This is a genomic window from Erwinia sp. MYb416, assembly GCF_037479575.1.
GTDB lineage: Bacteria > Pseudomonadota > Gammaproteobacteria > Enterobacterales > Enterobacteriaceae > Erwinia > Erwinia rhapontici.
The window spans coordinates 83,894-109,575 of the sequence record NZ_JBBGYT010000422.1 but is presented as its reverse complement, the minus strand read 5'-3'; the positions used below and the strand labels follow the sequence as shown (position 1 = coordinate 109,575).

General features: G+C 53.1%; 25 protein-coding genes. 9 read left to right on the top strand and 16 right to left on the bottom strand.

The genetic code is table 11. The annotated features are described in order from the left end of the window. Positions 1-7 precede the first annotated feature (7 nt). The 8 genes from rluF to gmk form a co-directional block, all read right to left on the bottom strand. The gene (gene rluF, locus WH277_RS07760; RefSeq protein WP_133846468.1) at positions 8-880 is read right to left on the bottom strand and encodes a 23S rRNA pseudouridine(2604) synthase RluF; all 873 of its coding nucleotides are present in this window, start codon (positions 878-880) and stop codon (positions 8-10) included. An 84-nt stretch (positions 881-964) separates the two neighbouring features. After that, a complete protein-coding gene (locus WH277_RS07755) occupies positions 965-2,647 on the bottom strand; it encodes an AsmA family protein (RefSeq protein WP_133846467.1) in 1,683 nt (560 codons plus the stop codon). A 116-nt stretch (positions 2,648-2,763) separates the two neighbouring features. Then, on the bottom strand, positions 2,764-4,152 hold the full coding sequence (locus WH277_RS07750) for a nucleobase:cation symporter-2 family protein (RefSeq protein ID WP_339505177.1): 1,389 nt from the start codon (positions 4,150-4,152) through the stop codon (positions 2,764-2,766). 100 nt (positions 4,153-4,252) lie between these two features. Continuing rightward, positions 4,253-6,334, bottom strand: coding sequence for an ATP-dependent DNA helicase RecG (gene recG, locus WH277_RS07745; RefSeq protein ID WP_339505176.1), 2,082 nt, complete (start codon positions 6,332-6,334; stop codon positions 4,253-4,255). Continuing rightward, positions 6,334-7,029, bottom strand: a complete 696-nt coding sequence (trmH, locus tag WH277_RS07740) for a tRNA (guanosine(18)-2'-O)-methyltransferase TrmH (RefSeq protein WP_133846464.1) — start codon at positions 7,027-7,029, stop codon at positions 6,334-6,336. The genes recG and trmH overlap by 1 nt, the downstream gene beginning before the upstream one ends. An 86-nt stretch (positions 7,030-7,115) precedes the next feature. Beyond that, positions 7,116-9,239, bottom strand: coding sequence for a bifunctional GTP diphosphokinase/guanosine-3',5'-bis pyrophosphate 3'-pyrophosphohydrolase (spoT, locus tag WH277_RS07735; protein WP_133846463.1), 2,124 nt, complete (start codon positions 9,237-9,239; stop codon positions 7,116-7,118). Positions 9,240-9,258: 19 nt separating this feature from the next. Next, positions 9,259-9,534 carry a DNA-directed RNA polymerase subunit omega gene (rpoZ, locus tag WH277_RS07730; protein ID WP_133846462.1) on the bottom strand — a complete coding sequence of 92 codons (276 nt, stop codon included), beginning with the start codon at positions 9,532-9,534 and terminating at the stop codon, positions 9,259-9,261. Positions 9,535-9,590: 56 nt separating this feature from the next. Beyond that, positions 9,591-10,214, bottom strand: coding sequence for a guanylate kinase (gmk, locus tag WH277_RS07725; RefSeq protein WP_133846461.1), 624 nt, complete (start codon positions 10,212-10,214; stop codon positions 9,591-9,593). 260 nt (positions 10,215-10,474) lie between these two features. Here gmk and ligB point away from each other — a divergent pair, with 260 nt between their 5' ends. Then, the gene (ligB, locus tag WH277_RS07720; RefSeq protein WP_339505173.1) at positions 10,475-12,157 is read left to right on the top strand and encodes an NAD-dependent DNA ligase LigB; all 1,683 of its coding nucleotides are present in this window, start codon (positions 10,475-10,477) and stop codon (positions 12,155-12,157) included. Here ligB and WH277_RS07715 read toward each other — a convergent pair. Further along, the gene (locus tag WH277_RS07715; RefSeq protein ID WP_133846459.1) at positions 12,154-12,771 is read right to left on the bottom strand and encodes a trimeric intracellular cation channel family protein; all 618 of its coding nucleotides are present in this window, start codon (positions 12,769-12,771) and stop codon (positions 12,154-12,156) included. The two genes, ligB and WH277_RS07715, sit on opposite strands and share 4 nt — an antisense overlap. A gap of 490 nt (positions 12,772-13,261) precedes the next feature. On the opposite strand from WH277_RS07715, the gene WH277_RS07710 reads away from it, so the two are divergent. After that, positions 13,262-13,906: a response regulator transcription factor gene (locus tag WH277_RS07710; protein WP_133846458.1), complete on the top strand. Its 645-nt coding sequence runs from the start codon at positions 13,262-13,264 to the stop codon at positions 13,904-13,906. A gap of 316 nt (positions 13,907-14,222) precedes the next feature. Here the strand turns inward: WH277_RS07710 and WH277_RS07705 are convergent, their stop codons facing one another. From WH277_RS07705 to WH277_RS07695, 3 genes are all read right to left on the bottom strand, one after another. Further along, positions 14,223-15,581 (bottom strand): MFS transporter, encoded by a 1,359-nt coding sequence (locus WH277_RS07705; RefSeq protein WP_133846457.1) that lies wholly within the window; start codon positions 15,579-15,581, stop codon positions 14,223-14,225. 153 nt (positions 15,582-15,734) lie between these two features. Next, positions 15,735-16,073, bottom strand: a complete 339-nt coding sequence (locus tag WH277_RS07700) for a zinc ribbon domain-containing protein YjdM (protein WP_133846456.1) — start codon at positions 16,071-16,073, stop codon at positions 15,735-15,737. A gap of 384 nt (positions 16,074-16,457) precedes the next feature. Then, a complete protein-coding gene (locus tag WH277_RS07695; protein ID WP_133846455.1) occupies positions 16,458-17,321 on the bottom strand; it encodes a YicC/YloC family endoribonuclease in 864 nt (287 codons plus the stop codon). A 155-nt stretch (positions 17,322-17,476) separates the two neighbouring features. On the opposite strand from WH277_RS07695, the gene WH277_RS07690 reads away from it, so the two are divergent. Next, positions 17,477-17,905, top strand: a complete 429-nt coding sequence (locus WH277_RS07690) for a DUF3574 domain-containing protein (RefSeq protein ID WP_133846454.1) — start codon at positions 17,477-17,479, stop codon at positions 17,903-17,905. 49 nt (positions 17,906-17,954) lie between these two features. Here the strand turns inward: WH277_RS07690 and WH277_RS07685 are convergent, their stop codons facing one another. Next, positions 17,955-19,139, bottom strand: coding sequence for a NupC/NupG family nucleoside CNT transporter (locus WH277_RS07685; protein ID WP_133846453.1), 1,185 nt, complete (start codon positions 19,137-19,139; stop codon positions 17,955-17,957). Between the two features lie 214 nt (positions 19,140-19,353). Between WH277_RS07685 and rph the strand changes: the two genes are divergently transcribed. Then, the gene (gene rph / locus WH277_RS07680; protein ID WP_133846452.1) at positions 19,354-20,070 is read left to right on the top strand and encodes a ribonuclease PH; all 717 of its coding nucleotides are present in this window, start codon (positions 19,354-19,356) and stop codon (positions 20,068-20,070) included. Between the two features lie 57 nt (positions 20,071-20,127). Beyond that, positions 20,128-20,769: an orotate phosphoribosyltransferase gene (gene pyrE, locus WH277_RS07675; RefSeq protein ID WP_159338307.1), complete on the top strand. Its 642-nt coding sequence runs from the start codon at positions 20,128-20,130 to the stop codon at positions 20,767-20,769. Between the two features lie 48 nt (positions 20,770-20,817). Here pyrE and slmA read toward each other — a convergent pair whose 3' ends face one another. The 3 genes from slmA to coaBC all read right to left on the bottom strand — a co-directional run bounded on the left by slmA (position 20,818) and on the right by coaBC (position 23,180). Then, positions 20,818-21,414, bottom strand: coding sequence for a nucleoid occlusion factor SlmA (gene slmA, locus WH277_RS07670; RefSeq protein ID WP_133846450.1), 597 nt, complete (start codon positions 21,412-21,414; stop codon positions 20,818-20,820). Between the two features lie 115 nt (positions 21,415-21,529). Continuing rightward, the gene (gene dut / locus WH277_RS07665) at positions 21,530-21,988 is read right to left on the bottom strand and encodes a dUTP diphosphatase (protein ID WP_133846449.1); all 459 of its coding nucleotides are present in this window, start codon (positions 21,986-21,988) and stop codon (positions 21,530-21,532) included. Beyond that, on the bottom strand, positions 21,966-23,180 hold the full coding sequence (gene coaBC / locus WH277_RS07660; protein WP_133846448.1) for a bifunctional phosphopantothenoylcysteine decarboxylase/phosphopantothenate--cysteine ligase CoaBC: 1,215 nt from the start codon (positions 23,178-23,180) through the stop codon (positions 21,966-21,968). Before coaBC ends, dut begins: the two co-directional genes overlap by 23 nt. Before the next feature lie 189 nt (positions 23,181-23,369). On the opposite strand from coaBC, the gene radC reads away from it, so the two are divergent. From radC to mutM, 4 genes are all read left to right on the top strand, one after another. Next, positions 23,370-24,041, top strand: a complete 672-nt coding sequence (radC, locus tag WH277_RS07655) for a RadC family protein (RefSeq protein WP_133846447.1) — start codon at positions 23,370-23,372, stop codon at positions 24,039-24,041. Between the two features lie 297 nt (positions 24,042-24,338). Further along, on the top strand, positions 24,339-24,575 hold the full coding sequence (rpmB, locus tag WH277_RS07650; RefSeq protein WP_062746922.1) for a 50S ribosomal protein L28: 237 nt from the start codon (positions 24,339-24,341) through the stop codon (positions 24,573-24,575). Positions 24,576-24,591: 16 nt separating this feature from the next. Next, positions 24,592-24,759 (top strand): 50S ribosomal protein L33, encoded by a 168-nt coding sequence (rpmG, locus tag WH277_RS07645; RefSeq protein WP_001051798.1) that lies wholly within the window; start codon positions 24,592-24,594, stop codon positions 24,757-24,759. A gap of 112 nt (positions 24,760-24,871) precedes the next feature. Next, the gene (mutM, locus tag WH277_RS07640) at positions 24,872-25,681 is read left to right on the top strand and encodes a bifunctional DNA-formamidopyrimidine glycosylase/DNA-(apurinic or apyrimidinic site) lyase (RefSeq protein WP_133846446.1); all 810 of its coding nucleotides are present in this window, start codon (positions 24,872-24,874) and stop codon (positions 25,679-25,681) included. Position 25,682: the final 1 nt, after the last annotated feature.

Genomic DNA, 25,682 nt, shown 5'->3' with positions numbered 1-25,682 from the left:
AATGGCCTTAGCGGCCCTTTTTCTTACGGCCTGGCTGGTCAAAACGTTTGCGACCCGCCGGACTGGAAGGGGCTTTATCGGCGGATTTCGCCCCGCCTGATACCGGCTTTTTCGCGGTCGTTTTTTTTGCCGGAGCTTTCTTCGCAGATTTATCTTCGGAGGACGAATCCTCAATCAGTTTAAATAACGCGATCAGTTCATCGTCAGTCAAATCGCGCCATTCTCCCGGCGGCACGCCTTTCAGGCTGATGTTCATAATACGAACACGTTCCAGCTTGGTAACCTCGTAGCCAAAGTGCTCGGCCATACGGCGAATCTGACGGTTTAGTCCCTGTACCAGTGTGATGCGAAAGACAAACGGAGCTTCTTTCTTCACTTTACATTTTTTGGTGACCGTACCGAGCATCGGCACGCCTGCGCCCAGACCGCGAATAAACTCTTCGGTAACCGGTTTGTTGACGGTCACGATGTACTCTTTTTCGTGGTCGTTACCGGCCCGGAGGATCTTATTGACCAGATCGCCGTGGTTGGTCAGTAAGATCAATCCCTGAGAGTCTTTGTCCAGGCGGCCAATAGGGAAGACGCGCTTGCTGTGGTTAACGAAATCAACGATGTTGTCGCGCTCTCCATCTTCCGTAGTGCTAACGATACCGACAGGCTTGTTCAGTGCAATCAGCACCAGATCGTCTTCGTTACGCGGTTCAATAAGCTGACCGTTCACTTTCACCACATCGCCGGCAAAGACCTGATCGCCCACCGAGGCACGCTTGCCGTTAATAAAAACATTTCCCTGTTCGATGTAACGATCGGCATCGCGGCGAGAACAGATACCGCTCTCGCCAATGTATTTGTTAAGACGAATGGATGAGTTAGTCAGCATAGTTCCCCCGTAAAAAAGCGGACTATACCTTACCCGCGTGAGGTTGCGAAGCCCGGACGGGGCAGATATTGCCCCGAACGAGAATTACTGCGCGCCAGCGACCTGGCCTGCCTGCATGGTCTGTTGCACCGATTTCTCGCCTGCCGTCACTGTCAGCGCACCATTAGCAGACGATTTCAGTGATTGTGCCGCCGACAGACTGCCCTGTAATTTCAGCTGGAGATTGCCGTTACCCTGCAGTGGCACCTGTGGCCAGCCCCAGTCATGTAACACATTCACGGGCACCTGACGGCCACTCAGGGTCAACGATAGCGTACGTTGCGGTTGCTGGCTGACCGTGGCCAGGCCCTCCAGCATACCTTCATGGCTGAAAGCACTCATCTCCGTCACGTTGATGCTATTATCCCCGGCGTTGAGCGCCAGCGAGGGATGGCGCAGGTCGACACGGTTAAACGTGGCTTCGGCGGCATTGACGCTCAGATCGCCTGACCAGATTCCCCACTGATGTTGACGAGCCATCAGCAGATGGTTGCCCGTACCGTCCAGTGACGTCATCTGGAACGGGAAGTCCGGATTGATATCGATAATCAGGTTGCGGTTAGCGCTGAATTTGGTCACCTCAACGCTCGCAAGCCAGGAGGGCAGAGGTTGCATCCAGTGATCACGCCAGTTCAGCGGCAGGGTATATTCCAGCCCGGCGATGACCAGCTCATCCAGCGTCAGTTTTTTGTCGCTGCGCGTCCAGTTTCCCTGCGCCCGCACCAGGCCGTTGACCCAGCGAGAGCTGAACTGCGTGAGCGCCACGCCCTGCGCGGTGAAGTCCATATTGGCAATCGGATCGTTCAACTGCATGCTGCCATTCACAAAACTGCTGGCATTCATCGACAGTGAGCCGTTATCACTTTCCCAGTCGCCGTGACTGACGCTCAGATCTTTTAGGGTCAGGTCGAGATCGGTGACAGCCCAGTCTTGCCCTTCAAGGCGCGCATCGGTCACGTCAACACGGTCAAAATGCACCGCCGGCAGTGCGCGCAGGGGCTGCATGAAATCGCTAAGGTTTTTATTACTCTGAAGACGGATGCTGTTCAGACGTAGATTGGATACCTGCCAGACGCCTTTCACATCGCGCTGCGCGCTGGCGGTGACGGATCCCAGTGCCACATCGGCGCCAAGATTACTGAAGATAAGCTGTTGTCCTTTCAGACTGCCCTGAATCAACACGTTGGCGGCGGGAATGCCCTGCAACGTTAGCGAACCTGCACTCATCTGGAAGCTGGCCTCGTTGCCGAGCACCTTACCGGCTTCCGGTTTCCACGGCATCACACCGCCGTCAACCCGTTGTGCCTGTAACGGCCATTCACCCTGGTTACGGTTTAACGCCATCTGGCTCAGTTGCAGGCGGTCAGCTTGTAATGAAAGCGGCGCGCTCTTTTCGCTGAGGTTGAGTGTTCCCTGCTCAAGACGAATGCTGGCGAAATGGAGTGGGTTACTGAACTGGATAAGCCCAAGCCCGAGATTGACGCGTTTAGCCACCAGTGTTGCGGGCTGGCCTTTACGGCCGAAGGAGACATTGTTTAACAGCAGATGGCTGGGATCGGAAAAGTCATGCTCCATCTTACTGAGCGATAGCTGATAGTCACTGTCGGCACTGACCTGACGGCCAATCCAGCCTGCGCCCCACTGGGTTTGCAACAGCACATAGACGGTGACTATCACCAGCAGCAGCAGGAGCAGCAGGGTGAGTAATACTTTGCCGAAGAACTTCATCACATCCATCCCTATGAATTCTGGTAATGGATTGTTATGCCTGATTTATCGCCGTATCTCAACCTGTCCCGGCTTCGGGCGGAATTAAACCGCCCGGATCCGGGACAGAGAAAGGTTTATTTTTCCTGCGGGAAAACCAGATTCAGAATGATGGCAGTGATACCGCCTGCGGCAATACCGGAAGAGAGCAGCGTTTTCAGCCAGTCAGGGGCAAATTGTAAAATCAGCGGCTGCTGAGAAACGCCCAGACCAACAGCTAACGACAGCGCGATAATCATAATTGCACGGCGGTTCAGCGGCTCGCGTGACACAATGCGCACGCCTGAAGCGGCAATGGTCCCGAACATCACGATGGTGGCACCGCCGAGGACGGGCTCAGGAATATGCTGCACAAAGCCACTGACCACCGGGAACAGACCGAGTACGATCAGCATTAACGACACGACAAAGCCGACATAGCGGCTGGCCACGCCAGTTAACTGGATCACGCCGTTATTCTGCCCGAAGCACGAATTGGGGAATGTATTAAACAATGCCGAAACAAACGAGTTAAGGCCGTTGGCCAACACGCCGCCTTTCAGACGCTTCATATACAGCGGGCCGCTGACCGGTTGTTCGGAGACATCAGAAGTGGCGGTGATATCACCGATGGTTTCCAGCGAAGTCACCATAAATACCAGCATCAGTGGGATCAGCAAGTTCCAGTCGATGCCCAACCCATAATAAAACGGAGTAGGAATGGCGATCAGCGCGGTATTTGCCGGGGTCGTGTTTTCCGGCAGCATGCCCATCGCCCAGGCCAGCAGATAACCGACTGCCATCGCAATCACCAGTGATGCGACGCGCAGATAAGCGTTACGCTGGCGATTCAGCAGAATAATCACCGCCAGCACAGCACCTGCCAGCAGCAGATTTTTCGGTGCGCCAAAGGTGTGATCGTTCATCGCGGCAAACCCCCCACCGATGGAGGTCAGACCGACCTGGATCAACGACAGGCCGATAATCATCACGACAATACCGGAAACTAGCGGAGTAATAACACGACGCGCCAGATGCAGTACGCGTGACAGTGCCATCTCGGTGCAGGAGGCCAGCATCAGCGTGCCGAACAGGGCGGCCATCATCGTTGGGACGTCAGTGCCGCCGTTTTTCAATGCCAGACCACCCATAATCAGTGGTGTAACAAAGTTGAAGCTGGTGCCCTGAATCGACAACAGACCGGAACCCACCGGTCCCCAGGTTTTGATTTGCAGGATGGATGCCACGCCGGAAGCAAAGAGGGACATACTGATAATATGCTGCGTATCTTGTGCAGGCAGGCCTAGTGCCTGGCAAATCAGCAGTGCCGGCGTAATCACGGCAACAAACATCGCCAGCAGATGCTGACAGGCTGCAAACAGGGTTTGCGGTAACGGCGGACGATCTTCAAGGCGGTAAATCAGTTCGCTTTTGCCGGTAGCAACAGGGCTACGGTCGGCGGCAGCATCTTGGGTTTCAACGGACATCTTCAGGCTTCCCGGGGCAATAAAGTGGCGATTTTAATCTTCTTTTGCGTAAAAGCAATCGTTTGCCAACGCAGCGAACAGGAATCGAAAACATTCATGATCAGGCGTTGGTATAGCGTTCGGTTTCCGGTAGCCAGCGTTCAATCAGGGCGACCGCCTGCTCCGGATAGTGCTGGTGAATATGGCGTGCCACGCGCTGTACCTCGGGGATCATCGCCTGGTCACGCAGCAGGTCGGCCACTTTAAACTCGGCGTTACCGGTTTGACGCGTCCCGAGGAGCTCACCGGGGCCGCGAATTTCGAGATCGCACTGGGCAATGACAAACCCATCGTTGCTGTCGCGTAACACCTGTAAGCGCTTTTGAGCGGTTTTGCTTAATGGGGCTTTGTACAGCAGTACACAATGAGAGGCGACAGCACCACGGCCTACGCGCCCGCGTAACTGGTGAAGCTGTGCAAGACCCAGGCGTTCAGGATTTTCAATAATCATCAGGCTGGCATTGGGAACGTCCACCCCAACCTCAATCACGGTAGTCGCAATCAGCAGGTGGATCTCACCCTGTTTAAACGCCAGCATGACGGCCTGTTTGTCCTGTGACTTCATACGGCCATGCACCAGCCCGATGTTCAGCTCAGGTAAGGCCAGCTTCAGTTCTTCCCAGGTGGCCTCGGCCGCCTGCGCTTCCAGCAACTCAGATTCTTCAATCAGCGTACAGACCCAGTAGGCCTGGCGACCTTCGCTGCCGCAGGCGCCTTTCACTCGCGCAATGATATCGGCACGGCGCGTGTCCGGGATGGCGACCGTTGTCACCGGCGTTCTGCCTGGCGGCAGTTCGTCAATGGTAGAGGTATCCAGATCGGCATAGGCGGTCATCGCCAGCGTTCGGGGGATGGGGGTGGCTGTCATGATCAACTGATGCGGATGGAAGCCCTGCTCCTCACCTTTTTCCCACAGCGCCAGACGCTGGTGGACGCCAAAGCGATGTTGTTCATCGATAATCACCAGCGCAAGGCCGTTAAACTGTACCTGTTCCTGGAAGATGGCGTGGGTACCGACAACCATTGACACCTGACCGCTGGCAATGGCTTCCTGTTGTGCGATGCGCGCCTTACCTTTCTGCTTTCCTGCCAGCCAACCCACTTCCAGCCCCAGTGGCGCAAACCACTGACGGAAATTATTCGCGTGCTGTTCGGCTAATAGCTCGGTCGGTGCCATCAGCGCCACCTGCTTGCCGTAAGCAATCACATTCAACGCAGCCAGTGCGGCGACCAGCGTTTTACCTGAGCCAACATCGCCCTGTACCAGGCGCATCATTGGATAATCGTGGGCAAGGTCAGTTTCGATCTCGCGTACCACGCGTGCCTGTGCATTGGTGGGTTTGAAAGGCAGCGCCGCCAGCAGTTTTTCACTCAGATTGTGGCGGGCTTCCATCGGCAGCGCATGATAACGCTGCGCTCCGGCACGCACCGCCAGCATGCTGAGGTTATGCGCCAGCAGTTCTTCCATAATCAAACGTCGCTGGGCCGGATGGGTACCGCTGTCGAGATCGGTCAGCGCCATATCGGGCGGCGGACGGTGCAGGGTACGTAACGCATTGGGCAGGCTGATTAACCCCCGGCTCAGTTCTGGCGGCAGCAGCTCAGCAATCGCACAGGTGTCCAGCAGAGTTAATGCCTGATCGGTCAGGTTACGTAGCGTTGCCTGCCGTATACCTTCGGTGGTGGAGTAAACCGGTGTCAGCGTTTCCTGAAGCTCAGTGATACTCTGATCGCCCTGCACCTTATATTCGGGATGGATGATTTCGGCGCCGCGTTGACCCCGTTTGATCTCACCGTAAGCGGTGACGCGCCGCCCGGTCGCGAGACTGTTTTTAATTCCTGCATTGAAGTTAAAAAAGCGCAGGGTAAGCACACCGCTGCCATCGCTGATCTGGCAGGTCAGCATTCGACGGCGGCCAAATGAGATATCGCTATGCAGGACTTCACCTTCGACCGTGGCATAAATCCCCGGCAGCAGGTCGTTAATCGCATACAGTTGGGTGCGATCTTCATAGCGCATTGGCAGGTGTAACAGCAAGTCCTGCACGGTCAGCAGGCCCAGTTTGGCCAGTTTCGCCGTCTGGCTGGCACCCACGCCTGATAGCGTGTTAAGCGGCACTGCATCCAGCAGGCGGCCCTGCATTATTTACGCGCCCGGGACTGCATGGTAGCCCACCATTCCGGGTCGGCAACGACCTCACCCCGATCGTTGATTTCCGGATAGGGCAGCCCTTTATGCTTTGCCACGCGGGCCAGCACAGGATAGCCACCTTCAAACAGCAGCCGCTGCTGTTCACTGAATTCCAGCGTGCTCTCTGCGCGCAGATACATCCCGGCGTTTTGCCGCTGGCGCTGGGCTTCATAGAGGATCAATGCAGAGGCAACGGATACATTCAGTGACTGCACCATCCCAATCATCGGAATGATGATGTCCTGATCGGCGAGATCGAGTGCTTCCTGAGTGATGCCTGTTTTTTCCTGACCCATCAGAATGCAGGTCGGGCGGGTATAGTCGATTTCACGAAAATCGACGGCTTTATCGGAAAGGTTGGTTGCCAGAATCTGCATGTTCTGGTCTTTCAGATGGGTGACGGCGTCGGCGATGGTGCGGTGGGTTTTAACCTGCACCCAGCTGTTGCTCCCCGCGGCGGAAGAGACCATGGTGCGCATACGGCTACCCGGCCACACCGCGTGGACTTCATGTACGCCAACGGCATCAGCAGTACGGATTACCGCCGAAACGTTATGAGGTTTATGCACCTGCTCCATACACACTGTCAGATCGTGCTGACGGGCGGCAAGCATTGCGCGGATGCGGGCATAACGTTGAGCATTCATGCGAAGTAGACTCCCTAAAAATAAGTCATTCCGTCAGACCGGCGATCGGGGAGCAGGAAAAGACGGAGGTTTGCTCCGTCATTCCCTTAATTGCGGTTGCGGTGCACCTTGATCACATCCGGCATCACGCGAATTTTACGCATGATATTCGCCAGATGAACACGATCGCGCGCCGTCAGACGGATAAAGGCGCTGTACACACGACCATCTTTCTCTTCGGTGTTCAGGCTCTGAATATTGGAAGCGGCGGTATTGATCGCCGCAGTCAGATTGGCCAGTGCGCCCTGGTGGTTAAACATATCCACTTTAATTTCAGCCACAAACTCCTGCTCGGTGACCTTGTCCCACTCGACCGCCATGTATTTTTCGGGCTCTTTCTGATAGCCACGGATATTACGGCAGGATTCATGGTGCACGACCAAACCTTTGCCTGGACTGACGTGAGCAACAATCGGGTCGCCGGGGATCGGACGGCAGCACTTGGCAAACGTGATCAAAACACCGTCAGCCCCTTTGATCGGCAGCTTGCTACGCGTACCGCTGGTTGTTGATGTGCTGGTGGCCGGAGCATTTTGGTCGCTCTGTTGCAGGTTTTTCGCCACGACCACACTCATTGCGTTACCCAGACCGATTTCAGCCAGCAGGTCGTCAAGTGACGCCATCTTCATGCGCTCCAGCTCATGCTGGACGTTAGCTTCAGGGATCTCTGCCAGTTTACGGCTGCCACCCAGCGCATGATTAAGCAGACGACGGCCGAGGCTGACGGAGTCATCACGCTTAAGGTTTTTCAGCAACTGACGGATTTTGGCGCGCGCTTTGGAGCTGACGACAAAGTTCAGCCAGGCGGCGTTCGGACGGGCGCCTGGTGCAGTAATGATTTCCACGGTCTGGCCGCTGGTCAGCGACTGCGACAGGGGGTAAGGCTGGCGGTCTACGCGTGCACCGACGCAGGCATGGCCAATGTCGGTGTGAACGGCGTAGGCAAAGTCAACCGGTGTGGCACCCGCCGGCAATTCGACAATACGCCCTTCTGGGGTGAAAACGTAAATCTCATCCGGGAACAGATCGGATTTCACGCTCTCGATAAATTCAAAGGAGCTACCGGCACTTTGTTGCAGTTCCAGCAGGCTCTGCAACCAACGCTGTGCGCGGATTTGCGCGGTAGTGCTGCTTTCGCCCTGTTCTTTATAAGCCCAGTGCGCCGCGACCCCCATCTCTGCCATCTGATCCATATCTTCAGTACGGATCTGCACTTCAACCGGGACGCCGTGAGGACCGATCATTGAGGTGTGCAGGGATTGATAGCCGTTGGCTTTAGGAATGGCGATGTAGTCTTTTACCCGGCCTGGGCGCGGTTTATATAAACTGTGCATCTGGCCCAGCACGCGGTAGCAGGTATCCACATCACGCACGATCACCCGGAAAGCGTAGATATCCATAATCGAATGGAACCGTTGCTCTTTCAGGTGCATTTTGCAGTAGATAGAATAGAGATGCTTTTCGCGACCGCTGACGCGGCGGGTAATTCCCGCTTCTTCGAGGCGGCCGTCAATTTCAGAGAGGATTTTCTGAATCATCTCTTTACGGTTGCCACGTGCGGCTTTCACCACCTCTTTAATCACGCGATAGCGGTTCGGATACAGGGCTTCGAAGCCCAGTTCTTCCAGCTCGGTTTTCAGGTGGTGTATACCCAGGCGGTGTGCCAGTGGGCTATAAATTTCGAGTGTTTCTTGCGCAATACGGCGTTTTTTATCCGGACGCAGCGCACCCAGGGTGCGCATATTATGCGTGCGGTCGGCCAGCTTGATCAAAATGACGCGGATATCTTGCACCATCGCCATGATCATCTTGCGGAAGTTTTCAGCCTGCGCTTCTTTTTTGTCGCGGAACTTCAGTTTATCGAGCTTAGAAACCCCTTCTACCAGTTCAGCAACGGTCTGACCGAACAGCTGTTCCATATCCTGGTAAGTGGCGGGGGTGTCTTCGATAACATCGTGCAGAAGTGCGGCCATCAGTGTTTCATGGTCGAGCTTCATTTCAGCGAGGATGCAGGCTACGGCGACCGGGTGGGTGATATAAGGCTCACCGCTGGAGCGTGTCTGTCCCTCGTGAGCATCACGTGCGACAAGATAAGCTTGCTTGAGGCGCTTAATTTGCTCCTCAGGCAAGTATTTTTCAATCAGCTGATTGAGGCTTTCAAACAGATACAAGGCGGGCCTTCAAAGCGAATTAACGACGACCTTCAGCGATAGCGGTAACAGCCTGCAATTCAGCGGCTTCCTGCTCTTGCTGCTCCTGGCGATCGCGAACGTCGAGGATCTGATTCGTGATCAGGCCTTCTTCGATTTCGCGCAGCGCGATAACGGTAGATTTGTCGTTCTCTTCAGGAACCAGTGGGTCTTTACCACCAATCTGCATCTGACGTGCGCGACGTGCTGCTACCAGAACCAGGTCAAAACGGTTACCAATTTTTTCTACTGCGTCCTGTACGGTTACGCGTGCCATAAGTGTGATACTCCACGGGTGGTGACGAAATGACTGGGCATCATACTGAGTTGTCCTCAGTCTGCCAATAGTTTGCTGATTAAAGCATCATGACGGGCTTTTTGACGAGCCATACGCAGACGCTCTGCGCGAATAATGTTTTTCAAATCGGACAATGCCAGATCGAAATCATCATTCACGATCAGGTAATCGTACTCTGCGTAATGGCTCATTTCGGCAACAGCCTGCGCCATACGCTTGGTAATCACTTCTTCGCTGTCCTGGCCGCGGCCACGCAGGCGGCGGTCCAGTTCGTCTTTCGACGGTGGCAGCACAAAAATGCTGCGGGCTGCCGGCATTTTCTCGCGAATCTGTTTTGCACCCTGCCAGTCAATATCAAGAAACACATCAACGCCAGTCGACAACACTTGTTCAATCGCTTTACGCGATGTTCCATAGTAATTGCCGAACACTTCAGCATGTTCGAGGAACGCATCTTCGCTGATCATGGTGCGGAATTCGTCGTGATTGACGAAGTAATAGTGCTCACCGTGATTTTCACCCGGCCGTACCCCACGTGTGGTGTGGGAAACAGATACCTGAGTATCGTACAGCGGTTGCGTTTTCAACAACGCCTGAATCAGACTGGATTTACCCGCGCCGCTGGGGGCGGAAACAATAAAAAGTGTACCTTGAGCCATGATTATTCTTGATATGCCAATAAAGCGGAGTCTACTTCCTGCACAGTATACACAGGTGCAGCGCGTGATGCAGCGTTTAGGCCCTGTAATACGCCTTTTTCTGTCGAAATGGACAATGTTTCTCAAGTTTTTTGTCGTGTGATGTGCCCTGCAGCAGAAACCCCTGAAGCCAGCTTCCATCATTCTGCTTTCCCCCTCGCCAGTTCCCCTTTGCTGCGTTTTACTGCCGGGTATTCATTGAATGCGCAGGAGAAGCAGGGATGCACTATCTCATTTTACTGGTCTGGCTTTTTAGCCTCGGGGTTTCGGCAATGTGTCCGGTTTGGGCGCCCACACGCGCTGAGGAGGAGATCGCGGGTCTTGAAGCCCAACTCATTCAGTGGGATGACCTCTACCATCGTCAGGGGAAAAGCGTGGTGACCGATGAGCACTATGATGCTCTGCGCAGTAAGTTACAGCAGTGGCAACGTTGTTTTCATCCCACTCTCGAGCCTCACCCGCCAGTGCTGAAGACCGATGGCAAGGTGTCACATCCTGTCGCCCATGTCGGGGTCCGAAAACTGTCCCGTAAGGATGATGTAGCCCACTGGATGATTAACAGGCGAGAGCTCTGGGTACAACCGAAGATTGATGGAGTGGCTGTTACGCTGATCTATCGTCAGGGAAAACTGGTAAAGATGATCAGTCGTGGTAACGGCCTGTCAGGCGAAGACTGGACGACAAAAGCTGCGTTGATTAGCGATATTCCCCTTACGATTCCGTTGTTGTCCAGGCAGCAGATTTTTCAGGGCGAATTGTATCTCAAGATGACCGATCACCAGCAGGCTACTGATGGGGGAAAAAATGCCCGTTCAATTGTTGCCGGTGCATTAATGGCGAAAACACCTGCCGAAGTGCTGCCGCATATCGGTCTGTTTGTCTGGGCATGGCCAGACGGACCGGAAAACTTAACACAGCGCCTGTTGGCTCTGCGTCAGGCGGGTTTTCCCGATGTCAGTGAATGGACGCACAGAGTGACTGGCGCAGACGAAGTCGAAAGCTGGCGTGAGCGCTGGTTCCATCAGCCGTTGTCCTTTGTTACCGATGGTGTTGTGGTACATAGCCTCCCATCGGAACAGGGATGGAACTGGATCCCTGGCCAGGGGAACTGGGCGGTGGCCTGGAAATATCCCCCACCGCAAGCGACCAGCGAAGTCCGTTCCGTGGCGTTTTCTGTTGGCCGTACGGGAAAAACGAATGTGGTGCTTATTCTGCAACCAGTACAGCTGGATGACAAACGCATCAGTCGGGTGAATGTTGGCTCAGTGTCACGCTGGCGGAAATGGAATGTGATCGCCGGAGACCACGTCAGTATTGATCTTGCGGGTCAGGGGATCCCGCGTCTGAATGAGGTACTGTGGCGGGTGGCGCAGCGAGATTATCCTCAGTTTCCCGATGCGGCATCTTTCAGTCATCTTAGTTGCCTTCATCTGACACCAGAATGTCGGCAGCAGTTCCTGGCACGGCTGGAGTGGCTGAGCAGTAAGTCTGCGCTTAACCTGACGGGTATGGGGCGCCAGAACTGGCAGCAGTTGCTTCAGTCGGGCTATCTGACACACTTGTTTTCATGGCTGGCACTGTCGCAGGAACAGTTAAAGGTTGTTCCTGGAATCGGAGAGGCGAGATCACATCTTTTCTGGCAGCAATTTCGCTTAAGTCGACAGCGGCCTTTCAAGCGTTGGGTCAGGGCATTAGGTGTTCCGATCCCTGAGAAGGCCATGAATGCACTGGTGGATGATAGCTGGTCGCAGCTATTGTCACGCACGGTAGAGGAGTGGCAGACGTTACCCGGTATTGGTGACGGGCTGGCGCAAAAGATTATCAATTTCCTGCAACATCAGGAGGTGCGGCAGCTTATCCATTGGTTGGAGGAGCCGGCCGCCCTGGCTGTATCATCAGATTAATGGTCATCGTGCGGGTAATTGAATACAGGCAAGCCCAGTTTGAAACGAAGCGCCAACAAACGAGCGATGAATCCGGCTAGCAGCGTAATGATAATGACAGTTTCCGTGGGCAGCGCGGTTTTTAGCAAAAGAATGTAGACCCAGCCCGAGGCGAAGGCGATGCCAGCATAAAGCTCTTTCTGGAAAACCAGGGGGATCTGGTTGCAGAACATATCGCGGAGAACACCGCCAAACACACCCGTCACAACTGCGCTGATGGCTGCAATAATTCCAGCGTGCCCCATATCCAGCGCTACCTGCGCACCAATGATGGAAAAGACCACCAGGCCTAATGCATCAAGGACAAGAAAAACCTTACGAAGGTGGGGCATGAGGGGGGCTGCCAGCGTAGTGATGACGGCGGCGGCAGCAACAATCATGATGTATTCAGGATGTTTCACCCAACCGAGTGGGTAATGTCCTAGCAGCATATCGCGGACTGAACCCCCGCCAATCGCGGTGACAGACGCGATGATGATCACACCGAACATATCCATCTTGCGACGGCCAGCCGCCAGTGCGCCTGTCATGGCTTCCGCTGTAATACCGATGATATAAAGGACCGTGAGTAACATTGCCATCTCCTTAAAACCTGGCGGCAATCCTAAGGGGTTAGCGTCAAAACGGCGACTGAAATTTTCACAGGGGAAGCCTTGTCGTATGAGGTGGCTCAACGGGGGGCCACTAACGATGAATGCCGTAGCAAAACAATAAATGCGTGGAGATGAAATAGGAATGAGTGTAAATGGATGTTTTCAGAATGGAGTCTGTCTGATTTTATTGATTATTATTGTTTGATAAATAAGTCTCTCTGTGTTTGGTTTTACAGTTATATTTTATGATTTTTTTGTTCTAAAGTGTTCAGATTTTATTTATAAATATCCAGCTGGTTATAATTATCATCATTAATTTATGTTTTTTTTATTACAGGTAAGTCAATGCTTTGCTTTTATCTGGTGCAAATTGCTTGCCATTCCGTACTGAGCGCATTTAAGATGTTTTGTGAAATTGTTAATGAACGGAATGTTTATTCAGGGCTGTGATGATAATCTACATGGAGGGAGTATGTCTAACCGGCACACAATAGCAATCTCTGATGACCACCCACATATCATATATTCGATAAAGATGCTGTTCGAAAATAGCGATTTGTTCGTTGTTTCAAACGAAACAATATGTGGGAAAAACTTATTGTCAGGTCTGGCTTCTAAACAAACGGACATAGTTATTACTGATTTTTCATTGAGTTCAGACCGTTCGACGATGGATGGGTTTGCCAAGCTTCGTGCTCTAAAAGGGCGGTTTCCTGATGTGAAGGTTGTCCTGCTTACCTCACAAAGTAATACAGCCATTCTGAGAAGTGCATGCGATTATGGCGTTAAGTCAATCGTTAGTAAATCTGACCCTGTAGAGGAAACGGTAATGGCTTGCCAACACGTCATGACCCAGCAAGGGTATTTCTTCTCTTCATCATGTAGCCATGTTAAGAATTATCTAGTAAAAGGAAAGGAAAAAGGAAGCCCTCTTACTCCTAAAGAGTTAGAGGTGATTAGACTATTCTCTTCTGGATACACGTTGTCAGAAATTGCAGTGCGCCAAAACAGAACCATCAGCACAATTTCCACTCAAAAGTATAATGCGATGCGTAGGCTGGGTGTCTCCTCTAACATTGAGCTGATACGCTATGCATACGCAAAAGGGTTAATCTAGTTTTTTGGTATCGTAAGGTAAAAATAGTATTTAGTTGGAAGGTTATTTCCATTTTTTCAGTTGTAGCGATTATTTCTAATGCGGTTGTTCTTATTTTTGGTAGCGACACCAAGACGAAAATGCCCCAGGTGATTAACTGTCATCACGAGGGGCATCATTGGGGCAGTATTACCCATGTGGGGCAAGTGGTATCTGTCGGACATTCAGTCCTTCTGTTCTGCAAGAGAACAGCACGCTCGAATCGTGGGGGACCAGGGCAAAGCCTGGTCTCTCGATGTGGGAAGCGTTATTTCCCGTCAGCAGCCTGTCTGACGACTTACAATTTTTCCCAGGCTTTTTTCAGTCCGGTTTCTTCATCGGGGTCGGCTCCCTGTGCCGAGGTTGCTTCTTCTTCCGTCAGCGATTCGCTATCAAAAGAGGGCATCGTTTCCTCAATCATCTGTTCATCAAATGCCGGATTCAGTGCCGGAGAAAGCGGAGAACTCATCAGGCTGTCTGGCATCGCAATATGTGGAACGGGCGCATCCTCAACAAATTGTGCCTCGTCTTCCTTCACTGTTCTGCTCAGGCCGACAATGATCAGGCCACACAGCGCAAAGAAGGCATAAAGCGTATTGCCCCCCAGAGGCTCCATTAGCAGGCCTACGACCAGTGGACCAATACTGGCGCCGACACCAAAGGCCATCAGCAGGCACGCTGCCAGTGAGACGCGTCTTTCCGGCTCAACCAGGTCATTCGCCAGAGCGACAGCCAGAGGATATAGCGAAAACTGCAGCATACTGACGATAAAACCCAGCCCCAGCAGCAGCGAGAAACTGATGTGTGGCAGGACTGCCAGGGGTAGCGCTGCAACAATCAGCACAATGGCATTTAGTCGCATCAGCAGGGTGCGGTTATAGCGATCAGACAACCAGCTGAGAGGAAACTGTGCGACCAGCCCGGCAAAAATAGCGATGGCCATAAACAGACCGGTTTGGCCTGTTGTCAGATCTTGCTGACTGGCATAAACCGGTGCTAGTCCATAAAAAGAGCCGACCAGCATGCCAATAGCGAGGGTGGTTGCGAGTACTTTAGGGATAGCACCGATAAAATACCGCAACTCCATCGGGGCTGGGGAAAGCTGGCGGGCGTGTGTCCGCGTGGTCAAGGCAATTGGCACCAGACAGAGTGAGAAACAGAGGGCGATTAACAGCAACGTGCTCAGACCCAGATCGGTTTGCAGCATCAGCACCACCTGCCCGAGCGACATGCCGAGGTAGGTCGCCACCATATAGCAGCCAAAGACTTTGCCACGCTGTTCAGATTCTGACTGGTCGTTAAGCCAGCTTTCCAGCACCATATATTGGCACATCATGCACAGACCGATGATCAACCGCAGCCCGACCCAGACCGGGATAAACCCGGTTAGCCCGTGGCACAGCACGGCCGCGGTAATAATACCGGCGCAGGAAACATAGGTACGAATATGGCCGACGCGGGCGATGAGAAAATGACCCACTTTGCCGCCGATCACCAGGCCGATGTAGTTCGCTGCAATAATGGCCCCGATCAGACCGCCGGAGACATGGGCCGATGTCAGACGCAGGGAAACATAGGTCGTCAGCAACCCGGAACCGAGCAGCATTAACAGCGTAGTGGTATAAAGCGGGAAAAACACGCCTAACGTCTTGTTCACTCTGCCTCCTGGGGAATATTGAACCGGTCCGTTGAGCGCCGTACGCCCCTAACACCGTAAGCGGGTGCCTTGTGATACTAGCAGTTTCAATCCTGAGGGCAAATCGGGCGGGTGAGGAAAGGGAACCAGTAGCGCAGAGGCTACTGGCTGGGATCAGTTCTTTTTCACAAACTCAGACTTCAATTTCATCGGGCCAAAGCCATCGATTTTGCAGTCAATATTGTGGTCACCTTCTACCAGGCGAATGCTTTTTACTTTGGTGCCAATCTTCAGCGGTGTTGAACTGCCTTTGACTTTAAGGTCTTTAATCACCGTGACGCTATCGCCATCTGCCAGCAGGTTGCCGTTGGCATCTTTAACAATCAGGGTGTCATCAGTCGCGGCGTCAGCGCCATCAGCCCACACGTGGCCACATTCCGGGCAGTTGAGCATCACGCCATCTTGCCAGCTATATTCTGAGTGACATTTTGGGCAAGGAGGTAACGTTTCCATGATAATCCTTAAGTAAATCCATAATAAAGTAAGGGGATAGTTTACCTTGTCGGAGACGTTCTTCCTATTGCTGTTTGGCCGAGGATTTTGATACCTGCACAGTATCTCGCAGAGAACGCAGCGGCTGCTGACCTGATACTCGATGCGTCAGATATTGTGGTTCTGAATAATATTCACTGTAAAATCGCTATGAAAGGAATCAATGTTTAACTTTAATCGCTGTCTAAAGCCCAGATGGATATAGTGATCATCGGGGAAATAAGTCTGCACAGCGAACAGGATTTCAGTTTTCACTGGATCTATCGTGAGCCGCTGTTGCTGGCGGCGGGAAAACAGCATAAAAAAGCCCTGTAAACAGGGCTTTTTTACACAGTGAGCATTGCATTACTCGATGTTCTGAATCTGTTCTCTCATCTGCTCAATCAGCACTTTCAGCTCAATGGCAGAAGCGGTGATATCAGCATTAATGGATTTTGATCCCAGTGTGTTCGACTCACGGTTGAACTCCTGCATCATAAAGTCGAGGCGGCGGCCGACCGCTTCCTTCTTCTTCAGGATGTTATAGGTTTCTTTCACATGGGCTTCCAGACGGTCCAGCTCTTCCGCGACGTCCACACGCTGCGCCAGCATCACCAGCTCTTGCTCCAGGCGATTATTTTCCAGCTGTACCTGCGCCTCTTCCAGGCGGGTAACCAGTCGTTCACGTTGCCATTTGAGTACTTCTGGCATATGCGTACGGACTTTGATCACTTCCGCGCTCACCCCTTCCAGACGCTGTTCAATCAGCGCTTTCAGAGCCGTGCCTTCGCTTTCACGCGCAATAATAAATTCGTCGATGGCAGCATCCAGCGCCTTCAGCAACTGGGCAGAAATCGCATCCAGATCCTGCTCTTCGGCTGACATCACGCCAGGCCAGCGCAGGATATCGACCGGATTGATTTCACCCTCGTCGCTCTGCATTTTGACCCAGTTGGCAGCCTGCACCAGCTGGATGGCCAGTTTTTCATTCAGTACCAGCGAACTTTGGGCACGCGGGTCAGCGTCGAAACGCAGGTTAACTTCGATTTTCCCACGGGTTAGACGATTACGAATGCGTTCACGAATTACCGGTTCCAGGCCACGAAACTGCTCTGGCAGACGAATATAGGTTTCAAGATAGCGCTGGTTGACGGAACGCAGCTCCCAGGCTGCGCTGCCCCATTCGCCTTTCGTTTCGCGTCGGGCATAAGCTGTCATGCTGCGGATCATTTTGCGTACCGTTATTAGGAAAAGATGCAGCGATTATAGCGATGCTTACGATGCCTTAACAGGCATTCGGTCAAATGGCCGTGTTTTGGCTGACGTTTTGTTGCCAGAAGCTTAAGATGCCGAAATAAGAAACATCACTCACTTCAGGAGCCACTATGATGCCGCGCGTATTCACATTTTCCCTTCTGGTACTGGCGCTGTCAGGCTGCACGACACCGTCACGGCCAGCCAGCCAGATGACCGCCCCGATCTGTACCGTGGGCGACGCCCTGACGCAAACTACCCTCTACTTCGGTCTGAATCGCCCGCAGGGTGCCGTTATCACCGAGGCAGAATGGCAGACGTTTGTTGATTCAGAAGTCACACCTCGCTTCAAAGCAGGGTTGACGGTCTTTGCGGCAAAAGGGCAGTGGCTGGGAAATGATGGAAAACTGGCGCGGGAAAACAGCAAGGCGCTGCTGCTGATCCATGCTCCGGATAAAGCCAGTGAACAGGGGATTGAGGCACTGCGTGCTATTTATAAACAGCGCTTTGCCCAGGATTCAGTGATGCGGGTGGATGCGGCGGCCTGTGTGGCGTTCTGACCTGTCTTTTAATCAAGAACACCCGGCGCGAATGCGCCGGGTGTAGAGATTACAGCACCAGCCCGGCAAAGGCTGCAGAGAGCAAGCTGACCAGCGTGGAGCCGTAAATCAGCTTCAGGCCGTAGCGTGAAACCACATTCCCCTGTTGCTCATTCAACCCTTTTATCGCCCCGGCGACGATGCCGATAGAGGCAAAGTTCGCGAAGGAGACCAGGAACACCGACAGAATACCCAGTCCGCGCGGCGACAATTCTGCGGCGATTTTCTTCAGCTCAATCATGGCCACAAACTCGTTCGTTACCAGCTTTGTCGCCATAATACTGGCAGCCGGCAGAGCATCTGCGGTCGGGATGCCAATCAGCCACGCAAATGGCCAGAACACATAGCCGAGGATCTGCTGGAAGCTAATGCCGAAAACGGCTGAGAACACGGCATTCACCGCTGCAATTAAGGCGATAAAGCCAATCAGCATGGCCAGAATGATCATCGCCACTTTAAAGCCAGCCAGAATGTATTCACCCAGCATTTCAAAGAAGCTCTGATCTTCGTGCAGCTTTTCCAGACGAATCTCCGGCTCATCGCCCACCGGTGTCGGGTTGATAATCGACAGGATGATAAAGGTACTGAACATGTTGAGGATCAGCGCCGCCACAACATAGCGTGGCTCAATCATCGACATATAGGCGCCAACAATCGACAGCGACACGGTGGACATCGCGGCCGCTGCCATTGAGTAGAGGCGACGTGGTGAAATCTCTGCCAGGATACCTTTATAGGCGATAAAGTTTTCCGACTGGCCGAGGATCAGCGTGCTGACGGCATTAAATGACTCCAGCTTACCCATACCGTTAACTTTAGAGAGAACGGTGCCAACGCCCCTGATCAACAGCGGCAGAATTTTAAGGTGCTGCAAAATCCCGATCAGGGCAGAGATAAAGACAATTGGGCAGAGCACGCCGAGGAAGATAAACGCCAGCCCCTGTGAACTCATCCCGCCGAAGACAAAATCGGTTCCCTGCGCTGCGTATTTCAGCAGAACCTCAAAGAAGCCTGAAAAGACGGTAACAACGGTCAGCCCACCAGAAGCGTGCAGGAAGAACCAGGCGAGGGCAGCTTCAATGACAACCAGTTGCAACAGCACGCGTGGGCGAATTTTTTTCCGGTCATTACTGAACAGTAACGCCAGGCAGCAGATAATGGCCAGGGCCAGAATAAAATGAAAAACAGAGGTCATACGCAGGTCCGGCATGAGGAATGATTGATGATGAGAGGCATTTAGCCATATTTCAGTTTGATTTACATCCAGCCGGGCGCTATCTGGCTGTTTTAGCGTTTAAATAGTCGTTATTTTCATAACAAACTGCGTTCAGTTTCGCCTGCGATAGGCAATCCATGGCGAAATCCGTATAATGCGCAGCCAATTATGTTTAGCTAGCCGGAGAGAAATTATGCGTCCATCAGGCCGTAGCGCACAACAGGTGCGCCCCGTCACCCTGACCCGTCATTACACCAAACATGCAGAAGGCTCTGTGCTGGTTGAATTCGGTGATACCAAAGTTCTGTGTACCGCCACCATTGATGAAGGCGTACCACGTTTTCTGAAAGGTCAGGGCCAGGGTTGGGTCACCGCCGAATACGGCATGCTGCCACGTGCCACCCACAGCCGTAATGCGCGTGAAGCGGCTAAAGGGAAGCAGGGCGGTCGTACCCTGGAAATCCAGCGTTTAATCGCCCGCTCGCTGCGTGCGGCAATTGATCTGAAGGCGCTGGGTGAATTCACCATTACCCTGGACTGTGACGTGTTACAGGCCGACGGTGGCACCCGTACTGCCTCCATCACCGGAGCTTGCGTGGCACTGGCTGATGCGCTGAACCATCTCGTCTCTATCGGTAAGCTGAAGACTAACCCGATGAAAGGCATGGTCGCCGCGATCTCTGTTGGCATCGTCAAGGGCGAAGCGCTGTGCGATCTGGAGTACGTTGAGGACTCTGCCGCCGAAACCGACATGAATGTGGTGATGACGGAAGACGGTCGCATGATTGAAGTGCAGGGCACCGCAGAAGGTGAACCGTTCACTCATGACGAACTGCTGAAGCTGTTGGAGCTGGCACGAGGCGGTATCGATACTCTGGTTGCAGCGCAAAAAGCGGCGCTGGCCAACTGATTTTTTCAGGCGACGATGAAGTCGCCTTTTTTATGCCCCCTATTTGAGGAAAACGACATGAAAGCCTGGCAGCGCCAATTTATCGAATTCGCCATCAACAAGCAGGTGCTGAAGTTTGGTGAGTTCACGCTGAAATCAGGGCGCAAAAGCCCTTATTTCTTTAACGCCGGTCTGTTCAATACCGGGCGTGATCTTGCCCTGCTGGGCCGTTTCTATGCCCAGGCACTGGTGGATTCGGGTATCGATTTCGATCTGGTCTTTGGCCCAGCCTATAAAGGCATCCCGATTGCGACCACGACGGTGGTAGCTCTGGCCGATCATCACGACCGTGATGTTCCTTACTGTTTTAACCGCAAAGAAGCCAAAACCCATGGCGAAGGTGGCACGCTGGTGGGCAGCCCGTTGCAGGGTAAAATCATGCTGGTGGATGATGTGATCACTGCAGGCACGGCTATTCGCGAATCGATGGAAATTATCGCGGCGCATCAGGCGACGCTGGCTGGCGTATTGATTTCCCTCGACCGTCAGGAACGCGGACGTGGCGAAATCTCAGCGATTCAGGAAGTGGAACGTGATTATGGATGTCAGGTGATTTCGATCATCACGCTAAAAGAACTGATTGCTTACCTGGAAGAAAAGCCAGAAATGGCCGATCATCTGATTGCTGTACGTGCTTATCGCAGCGAGTTTGGTATCTGACAGGATGTCGTTGTGCGGGGCGACCCTCTTTCTGGTCGACCCGCAACATTACACGAGTTGTGCGGCCAGTAGTGGCCAGCGTACGTCGAAGTCGACGGTAGGGCGATAGCGGAATTCGGAACGAACAAACCGTGACAGCAATCCCTCGCAAAATGCCAGTAGCTGGCTGGCCAGCAGCGTTTCATCGGTAATAAACCCTTCACCTTCACGCATTTTCTTCTCACGCATCACCTGGCGCAGCTGCACCTCAATACGTTCAAAAAGCTGGTTTATACGCCCCTGTAAGCGATCCTGTTCGAACATCAGCGCATGGCCGGTCAGAATGCGCGTTAAACCCGGATTACGCTCACCAAAGCCCAGAATTAACTGAGTGATCATACGTAGGCGCGGAAGCGTCTCTTTTTCATCTTTCAGAATCAGATTGATGCGCGTAATCAGGCTGTCTTCAATAAATTCGATCAGGCTGTCAAACATCTTGGTTTTGCTGGGAAAATGCCGGTAAAGCGCTGCTTCAGAAACCCCTACATTCGCCGCCAGTTTGGCGGTGGTGATGCGCTGGCTGCCATCACCAGACTCCAGCATTTGCGCCAGCGCCTGTAGAATTTCTTCGCGGCGATTCCTTTTCGCACTCTTCTTTTCTACCATGTCTTAAAAGACCCCTGAAAACATCACCATAAAACGGGCAAAGGCCCACACAACGTCCGTGAACGCGTGGTCACGGCGAGTCAATTCAGATTATCGTTGTGCGGCCCGTGGAGAATTACTGGCGACCAGAATGGCCGAAACCACCTTCACCACGCACGCTGGTGTCAAAGTCGTTGACCAGATTGAACTCGGCCTGGACGACAGGCACGAAAACCATCTGCGCAATACGTTCGCCGGGTTCGATAGTAAAGGAGTCTTGCCCACGGTTCCAGACGGAAACCATCAGTTGACCCTGATAATCGGAATCGATCAAACCGACCAGGTTACCCAGAACGACGCCATGCTTATGCCCCAGCCCGGAACGCGGCAGGATCACGGCAGCCAGCTGTGGGTCAGCAATATGAATCGCTAAACCCGTTGGCACCAGCGTTGTTACACCAGGCTCAAGCACAAAGGCTTCATCCAGGCAGGCACGCAAATCAAGCCCGGCAGAACCTGACGTGGCGTAGGTTGGCAGGGGGAAGTCGGTGCCGACTCGCGCATCAAGAATCTTAACGTCGATTTTTTTCATCATAAAGGCTGACAATCTCGTCTAATAGCTGTTGGCCAAGGAGTGTCTTATCGCAGAGCGGTAAGGCTTTATCTCCCTCCTGCCAAAAAAGGTGAAGAGCATTGGTATCACTGTTGAAACCCTGCCCGGTTTTGGCTACATCATTGGCGCAGATCAAGTCCAGATTCTTGCGCGTCCGTTTTTGTTGTGCGTATTCTTCCACATTCTGGGTTTCAGCGGCAAATCCTACAACATACGGTCTGTCGTGCGGCATCGCTGCAACACCTGCCACAATATCGGGATTTTTTATCATTCGCAGGGTGATTTCTTCGCCCTGTTTTTTGATTTTTTCTTCCGCCACTGCCGCCGCCCTGTAGTCGGCTACTGCCGCACAACCAATAAAGATCTGTTGAGCGGCTGCCTGCGCCATCACTGCCTGCTGCATGTCCAGCGCCGAAGTGACATCAATACGATTAACGCCTGCCGGTGTCGGCAACGTAACCGGGCCCGCCACCAGCGTGACGCTGGCACCGCGTTGCGCCGCCGCCGCCGCAATAGCAAACCCCATCTTTCCTGAGCTGTGATTGCTGATAAAACGCACCGGATCGAGTGCTTCCCGGGTCGGGCCGGCGGTGATCATAATATTGAGATGTTGCAGATCGTTGACGGGAGCAGCCCAGTTTATCGCCAGGTCAACAATCGCCAGCGGGTCGAGCATACGCCCTGGGCCGATATCGCCACAGGCCTGGCTGCCGCTGTCAGGGCCCCAAACCAGCACTCCGCGTTGTGCCAGCAGTTGTACATTATGCTGGGTAGGCAGTGCGCGGTACATCTGCTGGTTCATTGCCGGGACAATTGCCACCGGTGCTGCCGTTGCGAGGCAAAGGGTCGTCACCAGGTCGTTCGCCATACCCGCGGCAACACGGGCGATCAGGTCCGCAGTTGCAGGGGCAAGGATGACCAGATCTGCCCATTTCCCCAATTCAATATGACCCATAGCGGCCTCAGCAGCCGGGTCGAGTAAATCGTCGGAAACCGGATAGCCAGATACAGCCTGCAAACTGAGTGGGGTGATAAAGGCTTTCGCTGCGTGAGTCATGACGACACGTACTTCTGCGCCACGGTCGCGTAACCTGCGTACCAGTTCAGGGGTTTTATAGGCAGCGATACCCCCACTGACGCCAAGAACAATACGTTTTCCGGTTAATCCCATCATGTTGCTGTTCGCCTTCTGTTTAGCCTGCCCGGTGCTCTCGCGCCGTAATCTGATTATTTTATCACACTCCGGCGGGCGGGTTAGCACCACACATTTTTTGCGAGCTGGCGCGTAAAGTCAGCACATCGCAATAGGAAACTACTGTATATAATGCCATGCTTTTTTATCTTCAGGAAGGAGAAACGGCAGATGGATGAGAACTGGATGGGGTTACCCCCGCGTGAAAAATTGTTGAAATGTGGCGCACAAACGCTGAGTGATGTTGAACTGCTGGCTATTTTCCTGCGCATCGGAACGCGTGGGGTCCACGTGATGACGCTGGCGCAGCGGTTGCTTGACGTATTTGGCTCGTTACACCAATTGATGACGGCACCCGCCGAAGATTTTCAGGCGATTCACGGTATCGGCATGGCAAAATATGCGCAACTCAATGCGGTGGCCGAACTCGCCCGGCGCTGCTTTACCTGCCAGCAGGCATTGGAAAACCGTGTTGTCAGCAGTGCTGAACAGATGCTGGATTTTCTTAACAGCTCACTGGCGCACCGGGAAAGGGAGATTTTCCAGGTGGTCTTTTTTGATAATCAGCATCGGGTCATTCATACCAGTGAAATGTTCAGTGGCACGCTCAACAGCGTTGAAGTGCACCCCCGTGAGATTATACGCGAAGCGCTAAAACGCAATGCAGCGGCGGTCATTCTGGCGCATAATCACCCATCCGGGCTGGCAGAACCCAGCCGCGCCGATCGTGATATAACGCAGCAAATTGTGCGTGCCTGTACCCTGATGAATATCCGGGTACTTGACCATATGGTGATCGGGCGGGGTGAGTATGTGTCTTTTGCTGAGCGGGGATGGCTATAATGAGTGGGCTGTTATTTAACCGTTTTACGATTTAGTTCAGGAAATACAGTGCATAAACCGGACGCTTCCTGTACAAAAAAGACAAATGTACGCGATCCTTAGGGATCTTTATCTGTTCGGGACTTGAGCGGTCGCGCTTCAGGGCGTATACTACGCCACCTTTGAGAATCTCGGGTTTGGCGTTTGAGCCTACTCAGCGGGTTCACATAGAACTCGCCTGGATGGGCTATAAGCCTGACGAGGCGGCCAGAACCTTATTTTTAAAGCTCGAGCTGATTTGATTTTTGGAGAATAGACATGTCACGAGTCTGCCAAGTAACTGGCAAGCGTCCGGTAACGGGTAACAACCGTTCCCACGCAATGAACGCGACGAAACGCCGTTTCCTGCCGAACCTGCACTCTCATCGTTTTTGGATTGAGAGCGAAAAGCGCTTCGTTACACTGCGCGTATCTGCCAATGGCATGCGCGTAATTGATAAAAAGGGTATTGATACGGTCTTGGCCGATCTCCGTGCCCGCGGTGAGAAGTACTAAGGTAAGGAACTGAAACATGGCTAAAGGTATTCGTGAGAAGATCAAGCTGGTTTCTTCTGCTGGTACAGGTCACTTCTATACCACCACGAAGAACAAACGTACTAAGCCGGAAAAATTGGAACTGAAGAAATTCGATCCAGTTGTCCGCCAGCACGTGATCTATAAAGAAGCTAAGATTAAGTAATTAATCTCAGTGGATGAAAAACCCGGCCCCGGCCGGGTTTTTTTGTTTCTGGGGTTTTCTGTATAGTACGCTGCAGTGTGAAAAATTGGCCAGGCGCTACGGAGGCGAGGCAATGCCAGAGTTACCAGAGGTCGAAACCAGTCGACGCGGGATCGAGCCACATCTTGTTGGAGCAACGATTCTGCATGCAGTGGTGCGTAATGCACGCCTTCGCTGGCCTGTTTCGCAAGAAATCCATGCTCTGAGTGACCAGCCCGTTCTGAGCGTCCAGCGCCGTGCTAAATATCTGCTGCTGGAACTGCCAACAGGCTGGATCATTGTGCATCTTGGAATGTCGGGCAGCCTGCGCGTATTGCCGGAAGACCTGCCTGCGGCAAAGCACGATCATGTTGATCTTGTCATGAGCAACGGTAAGGTTCTGCGTTATACCGATCCACGCCGCTTTGGTGCCTGGTTGTGGTGTCCTGACCTTGCCGCCAGCTCTGTGCTGTCGCATCTGGGGCCAGAGCCGCTTAGCGAGGATTTTTCAGCCGCATATCTGTTTGAAAAATCACGGGGTAAGCGTACAGCGGTCAAACCCTGGCTGATGGATAACAAAGTGGTGGTGGGCGTGGGAAATATCTACGCAAGTGAATCGCTGTTTGTGGCGGGGATCTTACCCGATCGTCCTGCAATGGACTTAACTGAAGCCGACACCGGGCTGCTGGTTGCCACCATCAAAGCGGTCCTGCTGCGTTCTATTGAGCAAGGTGGTACTACCTTACGCGACTTTCTACAAAGTGACGGTAAGCCCGGGTATTTTGCGCAGGAACTGCAGGTTTATGGCCGTGCGGGTGAACCTTGCCGACAGTGCGGCATGCCAATCGAGAGCAGTAAGCACGGGCAGCGCAGCACCTTTTTCTGCCGTCACTGCCAGCAGTAAG